This window comes from Legionella donaldsonii (assembly GCF_900452385.1).
Taxonomy (GTDB): Bacteria; Pseudomonadota; Gammaproteobacteria; order Legionellales; family Legionellaceae; genus Tatlockia; species Tatlockia donaldsonii.
This window is the reverse complement of the sequence record NZ_UGOA01000001.1, coordinates 770,764-791,175: the sequence shown is the minus strand read 5'-3', so window position 1 is coordinate 791,175 and position 20,412 is coordinate 770,764. Positions and strand designations below refer to the sequence as shown.

Genomic DNA, 20,412 nt, shown 5'->3' with positions numbered 1-20,412 from the left:
GAAGCTAAACAATGACCATAGCCCTACTTGCCACTGGTGATGAAATTATTCATGGCGATACCCTAAACACCAATAGCTACAACATTGCTCATGCTTTAAGCTCTGAAGGACTCTCCCTAGGTTTACAGCTAGCCTGCAGTGATAAGGAAGAAGAAATCCAGGCTTGTATTGGTTTTTTAGCAACAAACCATGACATTATTATTATTACTGGCGGCCTCGGCCCTACTTCAGATGACCGAACACGCTTTGCTCTAGGACATTTTGTTAAGACACCTTTGATAGAATTTCCAGCCGCTATTGAACATATCCAGTCGCGCTTAAAAAGCGGACATATTGAATTAAGCCCAGGGAATAGGCAGCAGGCCCTTTTTCCTGCCGAGGCAACTATTCTGGCCAATCCTAATGGTACAGCCATGGGTTGTTATTATTGCTGGCAAAACAAACTCTTCATTCTTCTTCCTGGGCCTCCGCGCGAATGCCTACCCATGTTTAACAATTACATCCTTCCCTTATTACAACAGACAGAACATAGTGATAAGCATTTATTCAAGTGGCGCTTGTTTGGCGTTGCTGAAAGTCAAATTGCTCAACAAATCGATGACGCCCTGGCAGGCATAGATTGCCAGACTGGTTACCGCTTAGAAACACCTTATGTAGAGTGTAAAGTACGCTGTAAAGAACATCTGGTCGCCACTGTCAAACAAATCATGGATCCTATTGTTGCTCCCCATATTATCGCGACACCAACCCAAAAAGCGTCTGAGTGCTTCTCTGAACGAATTCAGCAATTGCAAATGCCTATTGCTATTATTGATGAGGTAACGGGAGGCATTTTACAGACAATTCTGCAACAACCTGGCAGTTACCCCTGGTTGAAATTTTATGACAGCCCGGATGCCAAATTTCATTTTCATTTGCAAGGGCTTAAGGAATATTGGGAGCAAAAACCTGCGGCAAATGCCAAGACTGATCTATTAATTCGTTATCAACATGGCAATAAACAAGGAAAAGAAGAGCACATGATTCCTTACCGCAGTAATCTGGTTGTCCATTTTGCCGCTGAATGGTTAAGCTTCCGCCTCTTTCATCTCATCAATCAGCTGCATCAATGAATAACATAGTTGCTGTGTTCCTTCACCGGTCATAGCCGATATAGCAAATATTTTTCCTTGCCACTGCAAGCCATCAACAATGGCTTGCACGGTTTTTTGCCTTATTTGCTCATCGGGTAACATATCAATTTTATTGAGTACCAACCATCGTGGTTTATCAAGTAACTCCGGATCATACTCTTTCAATTCATTAAGGATTGCTTTTGCTGATTCCACGGGATCGCTCTCATCTACAGGAGCCACGTCCACAACGTGCAATAAAACACAAGTACGGGATAAATGCTTTAGGAAGCGGTGACCAAGGCCTGCGCCACTGGCTGCCCCTTCAATTAAACCAGGAATATCAGCCATAACAAAACTTTTATGGGAAGAAACTCTCACTACTCCCAATCCTGGATGTAACGTCGTAAAAGGATAATCGGCAACTTTAGGCTTTGCACTTGAAACAGCGCGAATTAGTGTCGACTTCCCTGCATTAGGTAAACCCAGTAAGCCTACATCAGCCAATACGCGTAATTCTAAGCGCAGATGCCGCGATTCGCCTGGGGTGCCAGGACTGGTTTGTCGTGGTGCCCGATTAACACTACTCTTGTAACGAGTATTTCCTAAGCCGTGAAAACCACCCTGCGCAACAAGCAAGCGCTCACCAGCTTGTTTAATATCGCCTAAAAGTTCGCCGGTATCGACGTCAAAAACCATGGTACCCACAGGAACTTGAATAACACAATCATCACCTTTCTTGCCAGTGCAATTGCCTCCCATACCCGGTTGACCATTTTCGGCTTTGTAATGGCGTTGGTAACGAAAATCCACCAACGTATTTAAATTCGCATTCGCCTCAAGAACTACACTTCCGCCATCGCCACCATCTCCACCATCTGGACCACCGAAGGGCACAAATTTCTCGCGCCTAAAACTTAAGCAACCATGACCACCGTTACCGGCATCTACTTTAATCAGTGCTTCATCAACGAATTTCATGATTTACATCAACTCACAGGCTAAAAAAAAGCCCCGAATACCGGGGCCCAGAATATGGAAAGTATGAAAATTAATTTTCAACAGCAGCGATCGTAACGTATTTACGATTCTTGGCGCCTTTGACAACGAAACTAACTTTACCAGTAACCAACGCATACAAGGTGTGATCACGACCAACACCAACACCTTCGCCCGGGTGGAAACGGGTACCGCGCTGACGCACAAGGATTTCACCAGCGTTAACGATTTGACCGCCATAACGCTTTACACCAAGGTACTTAGGATTCGAGTCGCGGCCGTTACGTGTACTACCGCCTGCTTTTTTATGAGCCATTTCTTTCCCCTCTTACTTGCTAATCGCAGTAATTTTTACCTGCGTATAATACTGTCGATGACCCATTTGTTTCATGTGGTGCTTACGACGACGAAACTTGATAATTTTAACTTTCTTGTGGCGAGCGTGCTCCAGAACTTCCGCTTTAACGACCGCATTTTTAACAAGTGGTGCGCCACAGGTGAATTTATCACCATCTGCAAGCATTAAAACTTCAGAGAAGCTGATTTCATTGCCAACATCCTCGGGTAGCAATTCCAACTTAATGACATCGCCCTCTTTTACGCGGTATTGCTTACCGCCTGTCTTGATTACAGCATACATAGCTATTCTCCAACGCGCCTGCACGGCTCTCACAAATTCAACAAAGTGGCATATTCTATGAAATTACAGCGACGACTTCAAGTTGATTTTAAATTATTGTATACTGCGCCACCCTTGACTCGATTTTATTTCGGGTCTTTGTCCTGGTCGCGGGCGAAATCAAAGGGTTTTACTTATTATTATGGAGACTACTGATGTCAACAATCGTTTTAGAAGCTGAAGCAAGAAAAGACATAGGGAAAGGTGCGAGCCGCCGCCTTCGTCGTCTTGAAAATAAAGTCCCTGCCGTTCTGTACGGTGGCGATAAAAAACCACAATCTATTCATTTATTGCATAACAAAGTGGTAAAAGCATTGGAAAGCGAAAGCATTTATTCCAGTGTTTTTGATTTAAAAGTCGATGGCAAGGTTGAACACGTTATTCTCAAGGCCTTACAACGCCATCCTTACAAACCTGTAATTTTGCACATGGATCTACAACGCGTTTCTCCTAAGGATGTTCTGGTTAAACAGATCCCTATTCATTTTACTAATGAAGAAACATCGAAAGGAGTAAAGGCTGGCGGTATTATTAGCCACACCATGGTTCACGTTGAAGTAAAATGCCAGGTGAAAGATCTGCCTGAATTTATTGAAGTTGACATGGCAAACGTCGGGATGGATGACGTTATTCACTTATCTGATTTGAAACTGCCTAAAGGCGTTCAATTAGCAATCGATATCACTGATGGCAGCCATAACTTGCCTGTTGTTAGTATTCATGCACCTAAAGTTGCAGCTGTTGAAGAGGAAGAAAAACAGGAAGAGGAAGTATCCGCTGCCCCTGCTGCTCCCGCTGAAGAAGAAAAAGGCGAAGAAAACGAGTAATAAACTCGTGATGATAGCCACTTTTAAAGGCGGGATTTTCCCGCCTTGTTTTTAGATGTCTTTTGAAACTCTGCACCGTGAGGCTAAGAGTTTCGAAAGGCATCTGAGGCAAACTGGCGAACTAGCGCACTGAGGTACTCCTGGTTCAACATGCTAATTATTTTTTAGATCTTCGTTATGGCAATCAAACTAATTGTTGGCTTACGCAATCCTGGTTCTGCCTATGAACAAACACGGCACAACGCCGGTGCATGGTTTGTCGAGGCTCTGGCTGAGCGCTACAAGGCATCTTTCAAAACGGATAAAAAATTGCATGGGGACATTGCCAATCTGGAAATTGACCATCTTTCCTGTAAGGCCTTATTGCCTTTGACTTTTATGAATCATAGTGGTTTAGCAACCAAAGAAACGTCACAGTTCTATCGTATCAAACCCGATGAAATTCTGATAGTTCATGACGATTTGGCTCTTCCAGCCGGACGTATAAAACTTAAAACTGGCGGTGGGCATGGGGGACATAACGGCCTGCGTGATCTGATTGCACATCTGGGCAGTGCAGAGTTCCACCGGTTACGAGTGGGAATTGGTCATCCCGGACATAAGGATATGGTTTTAAATTATGTACTGGGAAAACCGTCCCAACAGGATAGGCAATTAATAGTTGATGCACTGGAAAGAGGCCTTGATGTCATACCGCCTATATTGGCTGGTCAATTGGCAGCAGCCATGAATACCTTAAATGGTTAATTAAGGTTCAACTTTATAAATAGCAAATAAGGTATACTACAGGATAAACACATAGAACATATTGCTCTGTGCTTTATGTGCAGAATCCAGCTTGTGCGCTGATTGAGCGCGAGGTTTATACTGTGCATAAAGCACGGTGGATAGACTATTTACGAATTTTTTGAGGGTATATTATGGGATTCAAATGTGGAATAGTTGGGTTACCTAATGTGGGTAAATCAACTTTGTTCAATGCATTAACCAAAGCGGGTATTGAAGCGGCAAACTATCCCTTTTGTACTATTGAGCCTAATGTGGGAATCGTTACTGTACCCGATCCACGCCTCGATGCACTAAGTGACATTGTTAAACCCCAACAAGCCGTACCCACTACCATGCAGTTTGTTGACATTGCCGGACTGGTAAGAGGGGCAGCAAGTGGAGAAGGTCTTGGTAACCAATTCCTCGCCAATATCCGTGAAACAGATGCCATAGCCCATGTTGTGCGTTGCTTTGACAGTTCGGATGTGATTCATGTTGAAGGACGCGTTGATCCCTTAAGCGACATCGAGGTGATTAATACAGAATTAGCCTTGGCTGACATGGATACTGTTGAAAAAGCGCTGAATAAAGCAAGTAAAAACAGTAAAAGCGGTAACAAAGAAGCTCTGTTCGAAAAACAAATGCTTGAAAAAATCAAAGCGCATTTGGATGCAGGGTTCCCAGTACGTACTTTAACGCTTACTCCTGAAGAAGAATTAGCCAGCCGTCGCCTATTCCTGTTGACCGCCAAACCCGTACTTTATATCGCTAATGTCGCCGATGATGGTTATGAAAATAACCCTCATCTTGAGAAAGTAAAAAATCTCGCTGAGCAGGAGCATGCCAGTGTTGTAGCTTTGTGTGCCGCTACTGAGGCGGAACTGATGGATCTGGATGAAGCTGAACGTAAAGAATTTATGGCTGATTTAGGTCTTGAAGAACCGGGGTTAAATCGTGTGATTCGTGCGGGTTATGAGCTACTAGGCTTACAAACTTACTTTACTGCAGGAGTGAAAGAAGTACGTGCCTGGACAGTACGCAAAGGCGCTACAGCACCACAGGCAGCCGCAGTGATTCACACTGATTTTGAAAAAGGCTTCATTCGAGCTGAAGTCATTGCCTATGACGCCTTTATTGCTCACCGCGGAGAGCAAGGTGCGAAAGAAGCCGGTAAATTACGTCTCGAAGGAAAAGAATATATCGTCTGTGACGGCGATGTGATGCATTTTCGCTTTAATGTCTAAGGTCCACCTCCTGGATTAGGCATTTCGCCTTATCCAGGAGGTGTTAAACACCAGCCTCACCTTTGCACGATTTGAAGCCTTTGCAAAGTTAACTCATTGATTCTTTGTATTTCTTCAACGAATGTTTGGGCGTTTTGCTCAACCGAGCGTGCTCACTGCTGCTCACGCGGGGTTAAGCGCCCATCGATACAAAGTGGCCGCTGTACCCACGCCTGTGACAACAAGGTCTGCACTTCAGCAAGCTGCTTGTTGCTAGGATTAGGATTACCTAAATAGGTTAAGTAATCACGCGCAAAGGCTTTAAAAAACTGTTTCTGCTTCGCGGTATGGTAATGAATAAAAGCGTGTTCATTAATTCTGTTACTGTCCATGTTGCTCTCCAGCGTAGGTTGGGTGCCTACCCAACAGCGCGTCGGGTCAAGACCCGACCTACATTAAAAAGAACACGAGCAAGAGACGTGATTGTTCCTACCCGTGCAGTGAGTATTGGAAACATTAGTGTTCGTTTAGCGATTCACTTGCGCAAATAGCCAACAAAACCAAGGGTCACGTGGTAGAAAGGGGGAAAAAACGCCGTTTCTTAATAAGAAAACGTTGAAAAAAGGAATACAAATGAAATAACATGACGTCAGACAAATTTATCTCCAGATAGATTGTGGTCAGCTGGAAGCGGGGGATGGCCGTCCCTCCTATCAGCGCTTTTTTAACGCAAATAGATATTGCCCAACCATATTATTTTATTCTGCAGTGAGTTGCAAACCCGGGAATTTAAAAATTCCTATAATTATTAATATAGTAGGTTTAATCACAGCGTTGCACCCAAACTACAAGGCTGCGATTAAAAAATTTGGTTTATAAACCACTTCCCGACGACAGTGCTTCGGATAATACTTCCTCTGGCGGCAATTCATCCACCTCCAACCTATCCAGTTTGATCTCTTTGAGTGAACGTCCACAGTCAATATAGGCAAAGGCTTGCGCAAAATCGTGTAGCTCCATTTCAAACGTTGAACTGCTCGTTGATTTAACCATTAATTTAACGCTGCCCTCTTTATCGCTAATTTCATAAGATTGTCTTCCACCAGAGAAAAAGTAACGCAAAAACCAAGGCATATTTTCATGATGAGGATTGCGTAAAATAACAAATTTTCGATGACTGATTTCACTTTCGCGAAACCCCATGATCGCATAGGTGTGTTCGGCAGTAATGCCAGCGGGCGGCATTTGCTTCGCATCCGCAACCACAGGTCGTTGTTCATCATAAGCTCGGATTAAATCCTCATAAAGGGCCAACTCATCTTGGGAATAATGGGTTTCACTGGGTAAAATTTTGCTTTTCTTAATCCATTCTATGACAGCGTTGGATGCAGTGACAGTCGCTGGTTTATTATAAAATTCCTGCCGTTGCTCAATAAAAGCAATCATATCCTCCTCAAAAATCACCGGTTTTGAAGCCAGGAATTTTTCCAAACCTGGGCGCTCTTGAGTTACCATTTCCCACCAGATATTAAGAAAATCTTCATCGCCAGCAAATACATGCTTGACCAAATTGGCTTTAGTTGCCATTTTGTCCTGCGGTCGCAACAATAACATCAAGGTATGAATATCTTTACCTGAACAACCATGCGTTGTTTTTTGATACAAGGTAAACAAAGGAGTACGCGTCTGTACAGGCAATGTTATGCTTGTTTCAAACCCCCCAAGCACGGTTCTTAAAGCAGTACGACTATCGCTCTGATTAAGTACTTCATTATAATTACCGCCTTTAAAAGCAACGAAAGCCTTTTCCAGAAAGCGAACCCATAAAGCACCAGAACTTAGAACGCCCCAGGATGTTGGTAATGATTTTTCAACAGCAATCCACTGCGGTTTGTCATTTTTAAAAAAATGAACATAAACTATCCCATTTTTTTCAATAAGCAGGTTTCGAATATAGGATTCTCCATCAGGGAGAGCAAGAATCGCATTGATCACTGATAGGAAATCACAATCACCACTACGAACTCCTTGTGCAACATGAGTAATTGATAATTCCTTGGGATAAAATACTTCTTTTTGCGGCGCGTGTTTTACAGCAAAAAAGCCATAATTTCCTCGTGGGTTTTCAACTGTTGGAATATTCTTTAATCGCACCATAGGTTCAACCTGGAAACATAACGACTACGTTAAATTTAGTCGAGTTTTATTCCCTGTGCATAAAATTAAAATTTTTCTAATAAAAATAAATAGCATTTGTGTACATACCGTGTTCCTTGGACATGATTACTTCATCCAAGCCAAGACAAGCAAAATAGATACGCTCCATGTCACCTTGCTTGTAACAATTATCTGTCTTAAAAAGTTAACAAGGAGTTATTAATTGATCAAAAGTGAAACAAAAATAGCCTATACTAGTGAGAACAACGATCAATCATTGAAAATCCGCAAACCAGTGAAGGTTGGCACAATAGATTGATAGATAATTATGGCAGTTTAGTGTGATCTTTTTTAACGAAAGGAAGTTATTACTTGGAAGTGAAATCCATTTCCTTTGTTAAAAGAGATAAATTAGCCATGAGGAACCAAGATGTCTCTGGTCAGTAAATTAAAAGCGTTTGCAAGAGAACTATCAACTTCCAATAGCGATTGGGGACGCCAATACAGGTTAATCAATAACATCAGTATTGAACTTATTATACTTGGTTTATTTTTACTCTATATCAATTTTGTCTGGCATATGTGGATGATGGTGCATTTGGTGATTGCTGCCTGTGGATTTGCTGCACTTAATTTGTTTATTTTAAAAAAAACCAAGAATACAGTCCTGTGTGGACATTTCCTCACTCTTTTAGCACTGATTATTACTACCCTGGGGAATTACTGGATGGGTGGTTTATCAAGCTCCTATTTTGTCTGGTATTACGTCATTCCAATCCTGGCCGCTGTCACTATAAGCTGGTATGGCTTGGTTCTCTATGCCGCGCTGTGTCTGGCTATGGTAGTCTTTTTTTCAATGCAGGAGCTCACGCCGATTTATCAATTAGCACCGTCCAATGTGCTACTCATGAATTTTATCAATATCTCTTTCTCTTTATTTGTAATTGCTACCACCTTATATGGTGTTTTACGTGAAAATGAGCAATACGAAAAGTTATTAAGTGAAAACAATTACCTATTACAGACCGATAAAGAAAAATTCCATTACCTGGCTCGCTACGATGCGCTAACTAATCTACCAAATCGTACCTACTTTCAAATGTACATTCAAAATATGCTTGAGGCAGCTCTTAATAAAAACTATTGCATCACTTTCTTTTTTATGGATTTAGATAAATTCAAACATGTCAACGATGTTTACGGGCACGAGGCCGGTGACTCCTTGCTGTCACAGTCTGCCAAGCGCCTGCAAAGCTGTTTCAGAGAAAAGGACTTTCTCGCCAGACTTGGGGGCGATGAATTTATCGCCCTTATCATGCATCAAAATGGGGATAAAATTCCTCAAACCATTGCTAAACGCATTTTGCAACAATTTAATAAACCTTTTACCTTGGGGGCGCATGACGTCATTTGTCAGATAAGTATTGGTTTGGCTGTTTATCCTTTCGACGCATTCAATGCCGATGAATTGCTCGCCAAGGCCGATGAAGCCATGTATAGCGCCAAAAAGACAGGGGGTAATAATTACCACATCACCAAACGAGTTAAACGAATCTATTCCTGAGCATTCAAATAAACTCTGTTACCTCCATTTAAAAACTATCATGCCTAAAGTACAGTATCCATAGGGCTATCAGGTCCCCAATAACCCCTATAAGATGGCTTTCCCCTGTTCTGGGGAAGGAAGTAAACTTGACATTAGACCAAGCCAGCCTTAGCATGCATACATTCTATGTTAGAGGATAAACAATGACGGTTGCCCGTTTAAGAGCACTGGTTAGTGAAGATTTTGATGCAGTAAATGCTCTAATCATTGATAAAATTCAATCGCAAGTCGGTTTGATTGATGAGTTGGCACATCACATTGTTGAAAGTGGCGGCAAACGTTTACGACCTTTATTAGTATTGCTAGCAAGCCATGCCTGTGCCTATAGCGGCCAAGATCATATCGCGCTCGCTGCCATGATAGAATTTTTTCACACGGCAACCCTGTTGCATGACGATGTTATTGATGAATCCACTCTCCGACGCGGGCGTGAAACAGCCAATGAAATATGGGGCAGCAAAGCCAGTATTTTGGTAGGAGACTACCTGTTCACCCAATCTGTCCAGCTAATGGTGAATGTTAACCATCCTAAAATTCAACGTCTATTAGCGGATACTTCCCATCAAATTAGCTGTGGTGAAGTAAGACAATTAGCTAATCGCCATAATTTTTCGATTTCCGTCGAAGATTATTTTGCAGTGATTCGAGACAAAACAGCCTTGTTATTTGCTGCTTCTGCTGCAATTGGTCCTTTGTTAGGTAATGCCGGTGAAGAAATTGAAAAAAGCCTGTATGCCTATGGCTTGCATTTAGGCAATGCCTTTCAACTCATTGATGATGCTTTAGATTATTGTTCTGACGCGAAAACAATTGGCAAAAATATTGGTGATGATTTGGCCGATGGTAAAGCCACCCTCCCCCTCCTCCATGCCTTAAAACATGGTACAGTTGTACAGCAACAATTGATTCAAGAAAGTTTAAAGGAAGGTAGCTTGCGAAATCTCACTGCTATCCTGGAAGCCATTGAAGCAACTGATGCTATTGAATATACGCGGAATTATGCAGCACTTGAGGTCGATCGGGCTTTGTCGGCACTACAGGTTTTACCCGATAGTGTTTATAAGGAGGCACTGATAGAACTTGCACAATTCGCTATTAAACGTGACCATTAAACGGAGTGTAGCTCAGCCTGGTAGAGCACTGCCTTCGGGAGGCAGGGGTCGCAGGTTCAATTCCTGTCACTCCGACCATATAAATAAAGGATTGTAAACATTTTCCCCTCAAAAAAATTCAATTATAGGGTGCAGGCAGGGTGCAAATTGAATGTGTTATAGAGAATAAAAATACACCATCATAGCAAAAACGAGCCCTCAAACTTTTTTTATAGTCATATGGACAAAGGCCGGTCGGCGGTTGGAATCTTTCCTGGGAACTCCAGATTTATCGAACTATGGTTTTGAATTTAGGTGTTGTGTTTGTAATTTTATTAAGCAAAATGGCCAAGTCATTAAAATATCATTTTGATAACGTATAATTAAAGCAAGCTGATTTACACCAAAAATGTACGGCCAGAAGGCTTAAAAAAAATTATTTCCGGTGAACAATCTATTTTAGCGAAATTAAAAGCCTATACAGATCAATAAGCATATATGGAACTTAAAACATTCTAGGTAATTTACCAGCATTATATGTCTTACCCACCAACACTGAGTAAACGATAGAAAGATGCCCTTCAGTATATGAGCTTTATGCACGTAAGATAGATCTATTAAAAGGACTTTTATCTAAGCAATTTAAAAATATAAGAATCGAATAAATTTTATGGGTTAGCGCAAAAGCGTTATTACACTAGCTCGATGAATAGATAATTTAACGATGCTAACCACACTTTCTGTGCTGTTCCAACCATGAATCAAGGTCATCCTTTAGATAACGTATGGAGCGCCCAATTTTAATATATTTAGGGCCTGGAGTTCTGTTAGCTAAAGTTCCATTTACTCTGTCCTGAGAAAGAAAAGAACGGCTCATGCATATATAGTTAGCAGCCTCAGCTTCTTTAAAAACTATCTTCTCCACAATAAATACCTCCGTATATTTGATGTAACATCATAATATACCATTAAAAGGTATTAATCAATATATTTATACGCGATTCACGTATTTATTTGCTTCAATAACAGATTCCACCTCAAAGGTACGGCGAGTCGCTGTAAATCGACCCGAAAACCGCTTCACCCCATCCCCTCTCATTTTAGGAGCATGCTCCTTAAAGTAGTGTTGCAAATCTTCAGCACTTTCAAGCTGATATTGAACCGTGAGATGTTTTTGGTTATCCGAATTATCACCATCCATAGATTGATACATCACTGTAGCATTAATAAATCCGGGAAATTTAAGCATCTCTTGAATGTGCTCATCTAACCAATCCTTATATTCTTTAAAAATATCCTTATCAATAGATAGATTCACTTCATATACAACCATGTTCACTCTCCCTCACAAAACGTAATACAATCAATGTTAATATCGCACAAATACTAATAACGATTCCCGGATTCATAAAATTTTTATGGCTTAATATAACATAGGGCATTAAACCACCAAAAATTGATAGACTGGTATTATAAGATATTGCTAAAGCCTTACCTCTATGAGCCGGTGGAAACAAAGAAACCATAAATGCAGGTAAAGCCGAATTATATAATGATTGAATCAAAGCCAGTAATATCAAACTACAAAATATAACGACATAGTTAAAATGGCTAATATATTCAAAACAGACATAGGAAAATAAAAGGTACAATACTGAACCAGCAGTAATTTGCTTAGTAATACCTACCCGATCGGCCAAAGAGCCAAACAGTGGCAAACAGAGGAAATAAACTAACAGAGTAACCAATGTCACCCATACGGCTCTATGGTGAGTCTGATTTTGAATAACCGAAGATAAAAGAGTTGGCATATAAACAAAGGTCATATAGAAAGCAGAGGCAGATAAACTTGCAGCTACAAAACAAATAACCAGCTCCTTTCTATATTTTTTTACCAAAGATGAAAAATGTTTAGTATCATTCGTCCTCTGCGTAAATGGCTCATTAATAAAACTTCTAATCTGGTACAGTGCCAGCCAAATCATAGCACTGATTAAAAATGGTATGCGCCAGCCATATTGAATCATCTGCTCATAAGGTAAAAGGTTTAATAATACAAAAACCGATATATTTGCCAGCAACAATCCCAGAATCCCGCCCATAAATGCCATACTGCCAGAAAATGCCGGACGATCTCTCCCTTGTTCAACAGCAAATATTAAACCATTAGAAAACTCCCCTGATATTGATAACCCCTGAATAATCCGGCAACTAAATAACACTACCCATAAATAAATACCAGGTAAACTGGTAGGCAATAAACCAATAACCGCTGTGGAAACGGTCATCAACAAAGTAGTAACCGACAGCACTTGCTTACGACCATAGCTATCAGACAGATACCCAAAAGCCATTCCAGAAAAGGGTTTCACTGCATAGCTTACTACATAAGCCAAAATGGCAAAATTAATCGCTGAACTTTGTGAATGGGATGAGAAAAATACGGAAGACAAAACAGGAATAAGAAAAGCAAAGATACTTAAATCAAAAACTTCAATAGCGGTACTAATAAAAACGGATATCCTAGCCAGATTTGTCATTTACATTCACTTCATTGTGTCGTACATTATTTTAGCATTAAATAGATTTAATGCTGTATTTAAGGATTTGTTATGATACATGATGTACGCAAAAGGATTTTCCTACCCTTCGATGAAAAACACGAGCTTCTTTTCAACAAACAATTACGGCCACTAAATGCCTTGGGGTGTGATTACCTCTATTATCTTGTCTCAGATAAAACTTCAAACAACAAATCCTACCGATTCTGTACCCATGAGGATTGGATAGATTTCTATTATGAAGAAAAACTAATCGACAATGATCCATTAAAAAGAATTGTAGAAAAATCAAATATTTCAATACTCCCATGGAATCAAGCCAGTTTTATTAATAAGCATGAAAAACAAACCATGTCTGGTCGTTCCGCGTTTGGGCTTTATAATGGTGTATCGATTGTTAGTAAATTTAATGACAAAAAATACATATTTGTAATGGCGACTGAACACAGAGATCATGATCTAGCAAGGTATTTGTTATTGGAAAAAAATTATGAATTAAAGAAATTAATGCATGGCTGTATTACTCTCTTTGATGATTTTAATGGGATTATATAGATTGCTTTAACCTCATTGCAGATCTTTCTAAGGTACTCATGGATAAGATGAGCATTGTTATTTTCACGATATTTACGCAACTTTTATTAACGTGGAAGAATCTTTTAGATTTGATTATTTTCTTGCAATAACACTCCTAACAGCATCGTTAAGTGGAGCTCGCAGTATGATTGAAATTGATTACCATCTGTTGTCGGAACTGGCCATAGAGAATTTAATCATGGAGATACTTACTCGCGAGGCAACTGACTACGGTGAGAGAGAAATAGATTTGTCTCATAAAAAAAGACAGCTTCTTACCCGGCTTGAGCAGGGCAATGCAGTGATTATTTACTCCGCTGAAGAAGGCTATTGCACTATTATCCCAGTAGAGGAGAAACAAAAATGGCTTTCTCAAGAAGGAGATGGCTTAAGCATGTTATCCGATTTTGCGACCTATTAACTCGGATTCATCCACCTGTATTCGAATTAGGTTTCTCAAAGGAAATGGGGGGGGTTTTATTTACTGATGTCTTTACCACAGGGACTAGACACCAAGAGACAAGTAATTCCTTTCACTAAAAGGTTAATTAATATCGTTAACTTATCTAAGTAAATTATAAATGAAAAAGGTTGTATTTATTACCTGCAAAATTTGTACATGGAAAAACCATATAACAAGAATTATGGTCTGAGATAATGCTATAAGGTTCACATTGGTCATAATCAAATAATTTTACAAAATACTATAATTAGTATCTGTACTCGCTTTTTGGAGATTTTGGCGAGGTCTTTATGAAAGGGAAAGCAAAAGCAATCTTAGAATCTTCTATTGATTCAGCTTTATTGGCTGTAGAGATATACAATAAGCCAAGGGCTACGTTTAGGACTCAAGCCTATATTGCCTTGATGATAATGGCTTGGACACGTTTATTTCATTGTTATTTTTACTCTCGTATAGGAGATAAATTTTATTTGAAAGACCCCAAAAATAAAAGATATATAAAAATAGATGGAGAAAGAAGGGCTTGGAGTTTATCTGACTGTATGAAGGAATATGGGAAATTAAGGGAAGACGTCCGCGCCAATTTGAACTTATTCATTCCATTGAGAAATAAAATTGAGCATAGACACATCAATAAGCATGAATTTGATGTTATTTTATTCGGTGAATGCCAGGCATTTTTGTTTAATTATGAAACCCAATTGATAGAATGGTTCGGAGCAAAGTATGCCTTAAACGAAAATATTGTTTTTTCTTTGCAGTTTTCTCAATTAAGACAAGAAGAGCAAAAAAAAGCTAACAAATCGAATTTATCTTCGGATTTACAGGATATAAAAAACTATATTGACTGTTATAGATCTGCTCTTCCAGACGATGTTTTTAGCTCGAGTTGTTATAGCATCAAATTAATAAATATTCCTAAAATTTCAAATACAAACCGGAATGATATAGCAATTGAGTTTATAAAATGGGATTCTTTAACGGAAGAAGAAAGAAGCTCAATTACAAAAATCACTTCAATAACTAAAGATCGCATTATTCATAGAGACGTTATAAATGATGATGGGGTAAAACCTTCTGCAATTTTACAATTAGTTAAAAAGGGTTGTGGTGTTAATTTAAGTCATTGTGATCATAAATGTCTATATATTTGTTTTTCTATACGTCCAAGATCGAAGTCTAGTGATCCATCTAATACAAACCCAGAATATTGTTTGTATGATTCACTACATAAAGATTATGTTTATAAAATAGCCTGGGCAGAAAAGTTAATAGAAATACTCAAATTGGGTAAATTAAAGAGTTTTATATGGAAAAGTGCCTTTAAAAATAATCGAACACTCAAATTTGACGATTATCTCTAAAAGTAAAGTTGTTTGCTGTTTCTATTATTCCCAGAAATTTTAGCTCTCTTCATATTCAGGACATATGCTTGTTAAACCTGACCTATCCCCCAAAAATAAGACCATGACAAAGATAAGAAATCCATTAAAATTATTACAATGGAGAACTCAAAATGAAAAGACGTTACAGTGAAGAGCAGATTATTAAGGCAGTCAAAGAGCACGAGGCTGGAGCAAAGGTAGGAGATATTTGTCGTACTATGGGGATAACAAGCGGTTGCTTCTATAACTGGCGTAGTAAGTATGCGGGCTTAGAAGTTAACGAAGCGAAGCGATTGCGCGAGCTTGAGTCAGAGAACCAGAAGCTGAAAAAACTCCTTGCAGAAAAACTACTGGAGAATGAAGCGCTGAAGGACGTTGTTTCAAAAAAGTGGTAAAGCCCGCCAGCAAAAAAAGTGTTGCAAAGCATTTGGTAACTCATTTTAAACTCAGTGAGCGAGTTTCCTGCAAACTGGTTGGGCTAAGTCGCACGGCGTACCGCTACCTAAAGAAAAGGCGCTTGGATGATGGATTGAAAGACCGTATGAAAGAGTTGGCCGTTCAATATCCTCGTTATGGTTATTTATTGCTGCACGGCTTGTTACGAGGAGAGGGTTTAGTCCAGAACAAAAAGCGCACCTATCGGATTTACCTTGAGGAGGGTCTTCAGGTTCGTACCAAAAAACGAAAGAAACTCCAACGTCCTCGCCTGGTTATGGATGTGCCAGCTCAGAAAAATAAGCGTTGGTCGATGGATTTTGTATCTGATCAACTAGCAAATGGTCGTCGTTTTCGCGTATTGAATGTCATTGACAATTTTAACCGTGAACTGCTGGGGCAACTTGTTGCACTCTCTATTTCTGGACAACAAGTTACACGATTTTTAGAGCAGCTTGGTGAAGAGCACGGTTATCCCGAACAGATTGTCTGTGACAATGGCACCGAATTTACCTCTAAGGCTATGTTTTTCTGGTCTAAATCCACCAAGGTAAGGTTATGCTTTATGCAGCCTGGTAAACCGACGCAAAACGGTTTCGTTGAAAGCCTTAATGGAAAATTTCGTAACGAATGTCTCAACCAAAACTGGTTTAGAACGTTGGAAGAGGCGCGTTATGAAATCGGTAAATGGCGGCATCATTACAACCATGTGAGGCCACATAGTGCATTAAATTATTTTCCACCAGTTGTCTTTACTCAACAGGTGGCTTAATGTGGGTTTTCTCATCGTGACCCTGGTACTAATTGAGGGGAAAGGTCAGATTGAGGAAGAATTATCTTTGACTGATAAAAATGATGAACATGTATTAGCTGCTGCAATTGCTTCGAAATCACAGCTAATTATTACAGCGAATCTTAAAGATTTTCCCAAGCAATATTTGTCCCAATTTAAAATTAAGGCATGTCATCCCGATGATTTATTTTTAAGGGTCGCTAAAGAAAATAAAGAGCTCTTTATACTTTCTATCAAAGAATGTTATCAAAAGTTAAAAAAACCACCAAAAACCCTAGATCAATATTTGGTAACTTTAAGGGATAAATGCCAACTAACAAAGACCGCATTATTTATTGAGCAAAATAAATCATCATTTATTTAAGTCTAAGAAATTAGTTAATTAGTCGATAGGAATAGAATCGATAAGTTCACGCAGCGCTTTTAATTTCCACACAATGCCAATATCAGAGTCTTTACCAATACGCCCACTATATATACCCATTAAGTAGGTGCAAGAGGCACTCGTCCTAGAACCATTCTTTAGGCTAATAGTTTCATTATGCCTAAAAAAAACGACTGGGGAACCAGATTGTCCTGTCCTTGTCCGAGCATCAATATAGAATTTAGGTTGCCCATCTATATCGACATCCAAGTCACTCGCTAAGAAACCAGTTATCCAGATTCCTAAATTATTAGTTGAAGCTCTTCCGTAGGGAAAGCCAATTATGTTTAATCTACAACCAGGCTGAAATAATATATCATTATCCCACTTATCTAAATCATAATAGGGAGACAAGGAGATTGCTTCATCGATGGGTGGTTTTAATGCAACGAAATCTCCTTTTTCACGTAATATAGGATGTTCGTACCAAACCGGAAAATCTTCAAATAAGGGATAAACGCATCCAATATACTCTCCCTGTTTATCAGCACTATTAAAATGAATGGTCAGCATATTAGGGATCCCTGCGGATTTCTTATCGAGTGGTTCTCTTGTATTTTGATCTCTTCCCGTTACATTATGTCTATTAGTTAACACGAAAAAAGTATTATTACGCTTAACTAAAAAGGATGTAGCAGAAGCTAAATGAGCTCCGTCAAAAGAAAGATCAATAAAGAGAGATGCTGCTGAAAAAGGATTTACATTAATAACCATATCCAACGTCCTTGAAATAAGTAGTTAGCTTCCAGCATAAAATTTTTTACATCACCTAAATTATAGGACTTTTTCTTTCTCTTATAGGAAAGCTCCGAATAATCTACCTTTAATAAAGTTGAGTAATATAGTCATCTCATGATTATGAGCGTTGGTGGCAATGGGTGAATGGGGCGAGCTCTATGCTATCTTCATTAGTCTGATTAATTGTAATCTCGGACTTCAGTGTCCACCATCATTCTATATCACGGGGAGCTACAACAATCCGAATCATTCCAGAAGGAGGGCTATTTTTACCTCCCGCTGATGTTTTTATTTTTCCTAATGATTGTAATAGGGCATATATAATCACCGTTCTTGGGGTCTTTTCCCAATTTTCACCTAAAAGCATTTGTACAGTTGCATCGGATTCTTTACGCGAAACCGAATGTGTAATAACTGTTATACCAGATGGCTGTGCGTCCACAGTCATAGTCATGGGAAGATCTGAAGCAGAGGTAGCCTCATTTTGCGGAATAGGCCTAGGCGCTAACACATTCCATTTTGCATCTTTTAGTAATTGCCAAATCTGTTGTGCCACGCTAAAACACTCCGGGTCGTCTCTTAAAAACATAATCTCTACATCAGCTTTAGGTTGTCCATTTATTGCCTTTAAAAACAAATCCCTCTGAACGTGCCGAGGAGCTACTTTTTTTCTTAGCTCTTCTAATTTAAGAGTAGCTTCGGCCGCTTGTGCATTCGCCTTAGATGCTTCTGCATTTGCTATAGCGATGGTTTGCTTAAAATAGTGCTCTTTGATATTGCCAAAATGTACAATACCAGCAGTAGAAATGACCCCCAACACTAATGAAAATAAAAGGCTCCAATTAGCTATTGCGGACCATAACTCCGCAGATTCAAGCGACATATTCCCTCCCAATGTCCATATTTTAAATTGCTAGTTTAAAAATACCCACTATTAAAAGCATATCCTAATAACTTCTAGCTTCCTATCTACTAAAGTTATAACTTGCTTTTGGTTGGAGAAAGAAGAGGTGAGATAAGATAGCTTCAATCAACGATCCTGAAGTGACATTAAGTCTGATTACTCGTACAATCAGACTTATTCTTAATTATGCAGATCAAGCTTTCCCCTTTGAAGATATTTCATATTCAATTTTTTTAATTTCTTGGTTTCTTATAAATATGACTGTCTTGTTATTTTGCCTATATATTAAAATTCCGGATAAATAATTACGTAGAATTTTTGTATTTAAAATAATTCTATTATCTTCTAAAAAAATTAACGTGTTACTCTTGGCTAAAAGAGCAGTTTGTGCAGAGCCATAACCATAATTTAGTAAAAAGATAATATAAACAGGAACTGCTACAATCATGTACCTCACAGTTTTAGGAAAAAGAGATCTAATGATATGATTTTTAAAAAAAAGAAATGTAAATAACAGCCAATAAAATGACCATTTTAAAAAAGAATAATAATAAAAATACTTACTATCACTATTTGAGGGTAACTGCATAAATAGAGCTACGACAACTATGCAAAATAAAAGATAGTATTTCAAATATAATATAAAGTTGAGTTTTGCATATCTTGGATTTTCGAGGAAATCATTAATTGTCATTCCGTCTTGCACCCAAAAACAAGTTAAAAAATAGATAAATGATATAAATGAAAAAATTAAAATATTTGGAATCCAACTTAGGGCGGACACTAAAAATATCTCTAAAGTAATTGGCATATTATTTAATGGGATTCCTAAGTAAGAGAAATAACCCCACTCATAAAATCCTACTGATATAACTAAAAATAATAATAACAAACTTGATATACTTAAGCTGTGTTTAACTATGTAACTGAATATTTTAGACTCTTTAGTTTTTCCTTCAAAAAATACTTCTAGTAATATATCTTTATATTCATTCAATTTTCTATTAATACTAGAATAGTTAAGTCGTTTTTCATCAATTTTATTATGATATAGCTTAGCCTTCCTAAGCATTTTTTTAGCAATTAAATTATATTCTTGAGCCATGCCAGGAGTAATTGATTGCTTCTCCAAATCCATATTTCGGATATATTGTATTTGGTATACAAGAGAAATAATCCTCTTAACACTCGGTTCCCGATAGAAAATCCTAACAATAGCCAACCTTTTTTTAAATGAAACAGGCTTTAAAAAAAGAAGAATATTTAATATGTTGTTTTTATCCTCATTATCCCAATTATGATTAACTATCGATTTTTTCATTTTTAAATCAAAAAATAACTGCAATGTAGATTTTGCATTACGAAAACATTTTATATAAGGTTTATTTTGTAATTTCATTTGTTTCCCCTGCCATTAGATCATGTTAGGGATTTAGTAATGAGTATAGCCTTCTAATTTTTAGATGGGTTCAAATCAATCCTTCACCAAAGCGCAAATGAAATGCGCTCAGGCAAGAATAAAGATTTTATTAGAATATGAGGCAGGGAATGTAATCACTAAGTTTTGTACCCCTTTTTCACACACCTTTCGCACTAATGTGCACTCCTATTAACTTATTGATTAATATTGAAAATATCTATTTTTTTGGAAAAAACACCATAATTTAGTGG

General features: G+C 38.7%; 21 protein-coding genes and 1 tRNA gene. 12 read left to right on the top strand and 10 right to left on the bottom strand.

The window, feature by feature from the left end:
• Nucleotides 1-11: 11 nt before the first annotated feature.
• Nucleotides 12-1,112, top strand: coding sequence for a competence/damage-inducible protein A (locus DYC89_RS03745; RefSeq protein WP_115220563.1), 1,101 nt, complete (start codon nucleotides 12-14; stop codon nucleotides 1,110-1,112).
• On the opposite strand, the gene cgtA is transcribed toward DYC89_RS03745, so the two are convergent.
• The 3 genes from cgtA to rplU all read right to left on the bottom strand — a co-directional run bounded on the left by cgtA (nucleotide 1,068) and on the right by rplU (nucleotide 2,751).
• Nucleotides 1,068-2,093: an Obg family GTPase CgtA gene (cgtA, locus tag DYC89_RS03740; protein WP_115220562.1), complete on the bottom strand. Its 1,026-nt coding sequence runs from the start codon at nucleotides 2,091-2,093 to the stop codon at nucleotides 1,068-1,070. The two genes, DYC89_RS03745 and cgtA, sit on opposite strands and share 45 nt — an antisense overlap.
• 70 nt (nucleotides 2,094-2,163) lie before the next feature.
• Nucleotides 2,164-2,427, bottom strand: a complete 264-nt coding sequence (rpmA, locus tag DYC89_RS03735; protein ID WP_115220561.1) for a 50S ribosomal protein L27 — start codon at nucleotides 2,425-2,427, stop codon at nucleotides 2,164-2,166.
• Nucleotides 2,428-2,439: 12 nt separating this feature from the next.
• On the bottom strand, nucleotides 2,440-2,751 hold the full coding sequence (gene rplU, locus DYC89_RS03730) for a 50S ribosomal protein L21 (RefSeq protein WP_019218292.1): 312 nt from the start codon (nucleotides 2,749-2,751) through the stop codon (nucleotides 2,440-2,442).
• A gap of 194 nt (nucleotides 2,752-2,945) precedes the next feature.
• Between rplU and DYC89_RS03725 the strand changes: the two genes are divergently transcribed.
• From DYC89_RS03725 to ychF, 3 genes are all read left to right on the top strand, one after another.
• Nucleotides 2,946-3,617, top strand: a complete 672-nt coding sequence (locus tag DYC89_RS03725) for a 50S ribosomal protein L25/general stress protein Ctc (protein WP_115220560.1) — start codon at nucleotides 2,946-2,948, stop codon at nucleotides 3,615-3,617.
• 177 nt (nucleotides 3,618-3,794) lie between these two features.
• On the top strand, nucleotides 3,795-4,364 hold the full coding sequence (gene pth / locus DYC89_RS03720) for an aminoacyl-tRNA hydrolase (RefSeq protein ID WP_115220559.1): 570 nt from the start codon (nucleotides 3,795-3,797) through the stop codon (nucleotides 4,362-4,364).
• Nucleotides 4,365-4,537: 173 nt separating this feature from the next.
• Nucleotides 4,538-5,629: a redox-regulated ATPase YchF gene (gene ychF / locus DYC89_RS03715; protein ID WP_115220558.1), complete on the top strand. Its 1,092-nt coding sequence runs from the start codon at nucleotides 4,538-4,540 to the stop codon at nucleotides 5,627-5,629.
• A gap of 152 nt (nucleotides 5,630-5,781) precedes the next feature.
• Here the strand turns inward: ychF and DYC89_RS03710 are convergent, their stop codons facing one another.
• Nucleotides 5,782-6,000, bottom strand: a complete 219-nt coding sequence (locus DYC89_RS03710; protein ID WP_245953946.1) for a hypothetical protein — start codon at nucleotides 5,998-6,000, stop codon at nucleotides 5,782-5,784.
• 481 nt (nucleotides 6,001-6,481) lie between these two features.
• Complete coding sequence (locus DYC89_RS03705) at nucleotides 6,482-7,765, bottom strand: C2 family cysteine protease (RefSeq protein ID WP_115220557.1); 1,284 nt, start codon at nucleotides 7,763-7,765, stop codon at nucleotides 6,482-6,484.
• Between the two features lie 430 nt (nucleotides 7,766-8,195).
• Here DYC89_RS03705 and DYC89_RS16675 point away from each other — a divergent pair, with 430 nt between their 5' ends.
• The 3 genes from DYC89_RS16675 to DYC89_RS03690 all read left to right on the top strand — a co-directional run bounded on the left by DYC89_RS16675 (nucleotide 8,196) and on the right by DYC89_RS03690 (nucleotide 10,561).
• Entirely contained in the window at nucleotides 8,196-9,329 is a 1,134-nt protein-coding gene (locus DYC89_RS16675) for a GGDEF domain-containing protein (RefSeq protein ID WP_245953945.1), read from the top strand.
• A gap of 185 nt (nucleotides 9,330-9,514) precedes the next feature.
• Nucleotides 9,515-10,483 (top strand): polyprenyl synthetase family protein, encoded by a 969-nt coding sequence (locus tag DYC89_RS03695; protein WP_115220556.1) that lies wholly within the window; start codon nucleotides 9,515-9,517, stop codon nucleotides 10,481-10,483.
• Between the two features lies 1 nt (nucleotide 10,484).
• Nucleotides 10,485-10,561 (top strand) — tRNA-Pro (locus DYC89_RS03690).
• Nucleotides 10,562-11,453: 892 nt separating this feature from the next.
• Here the strand turns inward: DYC89_RS03690 and DYC89_RS03680 are convergent.
• Together DYC89_RS03680 and DYC89_RS03675 are read right to left on the bottom strand one after the other, a co-directional pair.
• On the bottom strand, nucleotides 11,454-11,795 hold the full coding sequence (locus DYC89_RS03680; RefSeq protein ID WP_115220554.1) for a DUF4286 family protein: 342 nt from the start codon (nucleotides 11,793-11,795) through the stop codon (nucleotides 11,454-11,456).
• On the bottom strand, nucleotides 11,782-13,002 hold the full coding sequence (locus DYC89_RS03675) for an MFS transporter (protein WP_115220553.1): 1,221 nt from the start codon (nucleotides 13,000-13,002) through the stop codon (nucleotides 11,782-11,784). Before DYC89_RS03675 ends, DYC89_RS03680 begins: the two co-directional genes overlap by 14 nt.
• 72 nt (nucleotides 13,003-13,074) lie before the next feature.
• Here DYC89_RS03675 and DYC89_RS03670 point away from each other — a divergent pair, with 72 nt between their 5' ends.
• From DYC89_RS03670 to DYC89_RS03650, 5 genes are all read left to right on the top strand, one after another.
• Nucleotides 13,075-13,578 (top strand): autoinducer binding domain-containing protein, encoded by a 504-nt coding sequence (locus DYC89_RS03670; RefSeq protein WP_115220552.1) that lies wholly within the window; start codon nucleotides 13,075-13,077, stop codon nucleotides 13,576-13,578.
• 166 nt (nucleotides 13,579-13,744) lie between these two features.
• Nucleotides 13,745-14,020 (top strand): YheU family protein, encoded by a 276-nt coding sequence (locus DYC89_RS03665; RefSeq protein WP_115220551.1) that lies wholly within the window; start codon nucleotides 13,745-13,747, stop codon nucleotides 14,018-14,020.
• A 332-nt stretch (nucleotides 14,021-14,352) separates the two neighbouring features.
• Nucleotides 14,353-15,426 (top strand): DUF3644 domain-containing protein, encoded by a 1,074-nt coding sequence (locus DYC89_RS03660; protein ID WP_115220550.1) that lies wholly within the window; start codon nucleotides 14,353-14,355, stop codon nucleotides 15,424-15,426.
• A 152-nt stretch (nucleotides 15,427-15,578) separates the two neighbouring features.
• Nucleotides 15,579-16,654 (top strand): IS3 family transposase gene (locus tag DYC89_RS03655; protein ID WP_115220549.1). Its coding sequence is split into 2 segments (ribosomal slippage): nucleotides 15,579-15,828 and nucleotides 15,828-16,654, totalling 1,077 coding nucleotides; the frame shifts between segments, so codons are not numbered across the junction.
• A 16-nt stretch (nucleotides 16,655-16,670) separates the two neighbouring features.
• Nucleotides 16,671-17,039 carry a PIN domain-containing protein gene (locus DYC89_RS03650; RefSeq protein ID WP_147285470.1) on the top strand — a complete coding sequence of 123 codons (369 nt, stop codon included), beginning with the start codon at nucleotides 16,671-16,673 and terminating at the stop codon, nucleotides 17,037-17,039.
• Nucleotides 17,040-17,057: 18 nt separating this feature from the next.
• On the opposite strand, the gene DYC89_RS03645 is transcribed toward DYC89_RS03650, so the two are convergent.
• The 3 genes from DYC89_RS03645 to DYC89_RS03635 all read right to left on the bottom strand — a co-directional run bounded on the left by DYC89_RS03645 (nucleotide 17,058) and on the right by DYC89_RS03635 (nucleotide 20,140).
• The gene (locus DYC89_RS03645; protein WP_115220547.1) at nucleotides 17,058-17,813 is read right to left on the bottom strand and encodes a serine protease; all 756 of its coding nucleotides are present in this window, start codon (nucleotides 17,811-17,813) and stop codon (nucleotides 17,058-17,060) included.
• A 235-nt stretch (nucleotides 17,814-18,048) separates the two neighbouring features.
• Nucleotides 18,049-18,720, bottom strand: coding sequence for a hypothetical protein (locus DYC89_RS03640; protein WP_115220546.1), 672 nt, complete (start codon nucleotides 18,718-18,720; stop codon nucleotides 18,049-18,051).
• Nucleotides 18,721-18,934: 214 nt separating this feature from the next.
• Nucleotides 18,935-20,140 (bottom strand): hypothetical protein, encoded by a 1,206-nt coding sequence (locus DYC89_RS03635; protein ID WP_115220545.1) that lies wholly within the window; start codon nucleotides 20,138-20,140, stop codon nucleotides 18,935-18,937.
• Nucleotides 20,141-20,412: the final 272 nt, after the last annotated feature.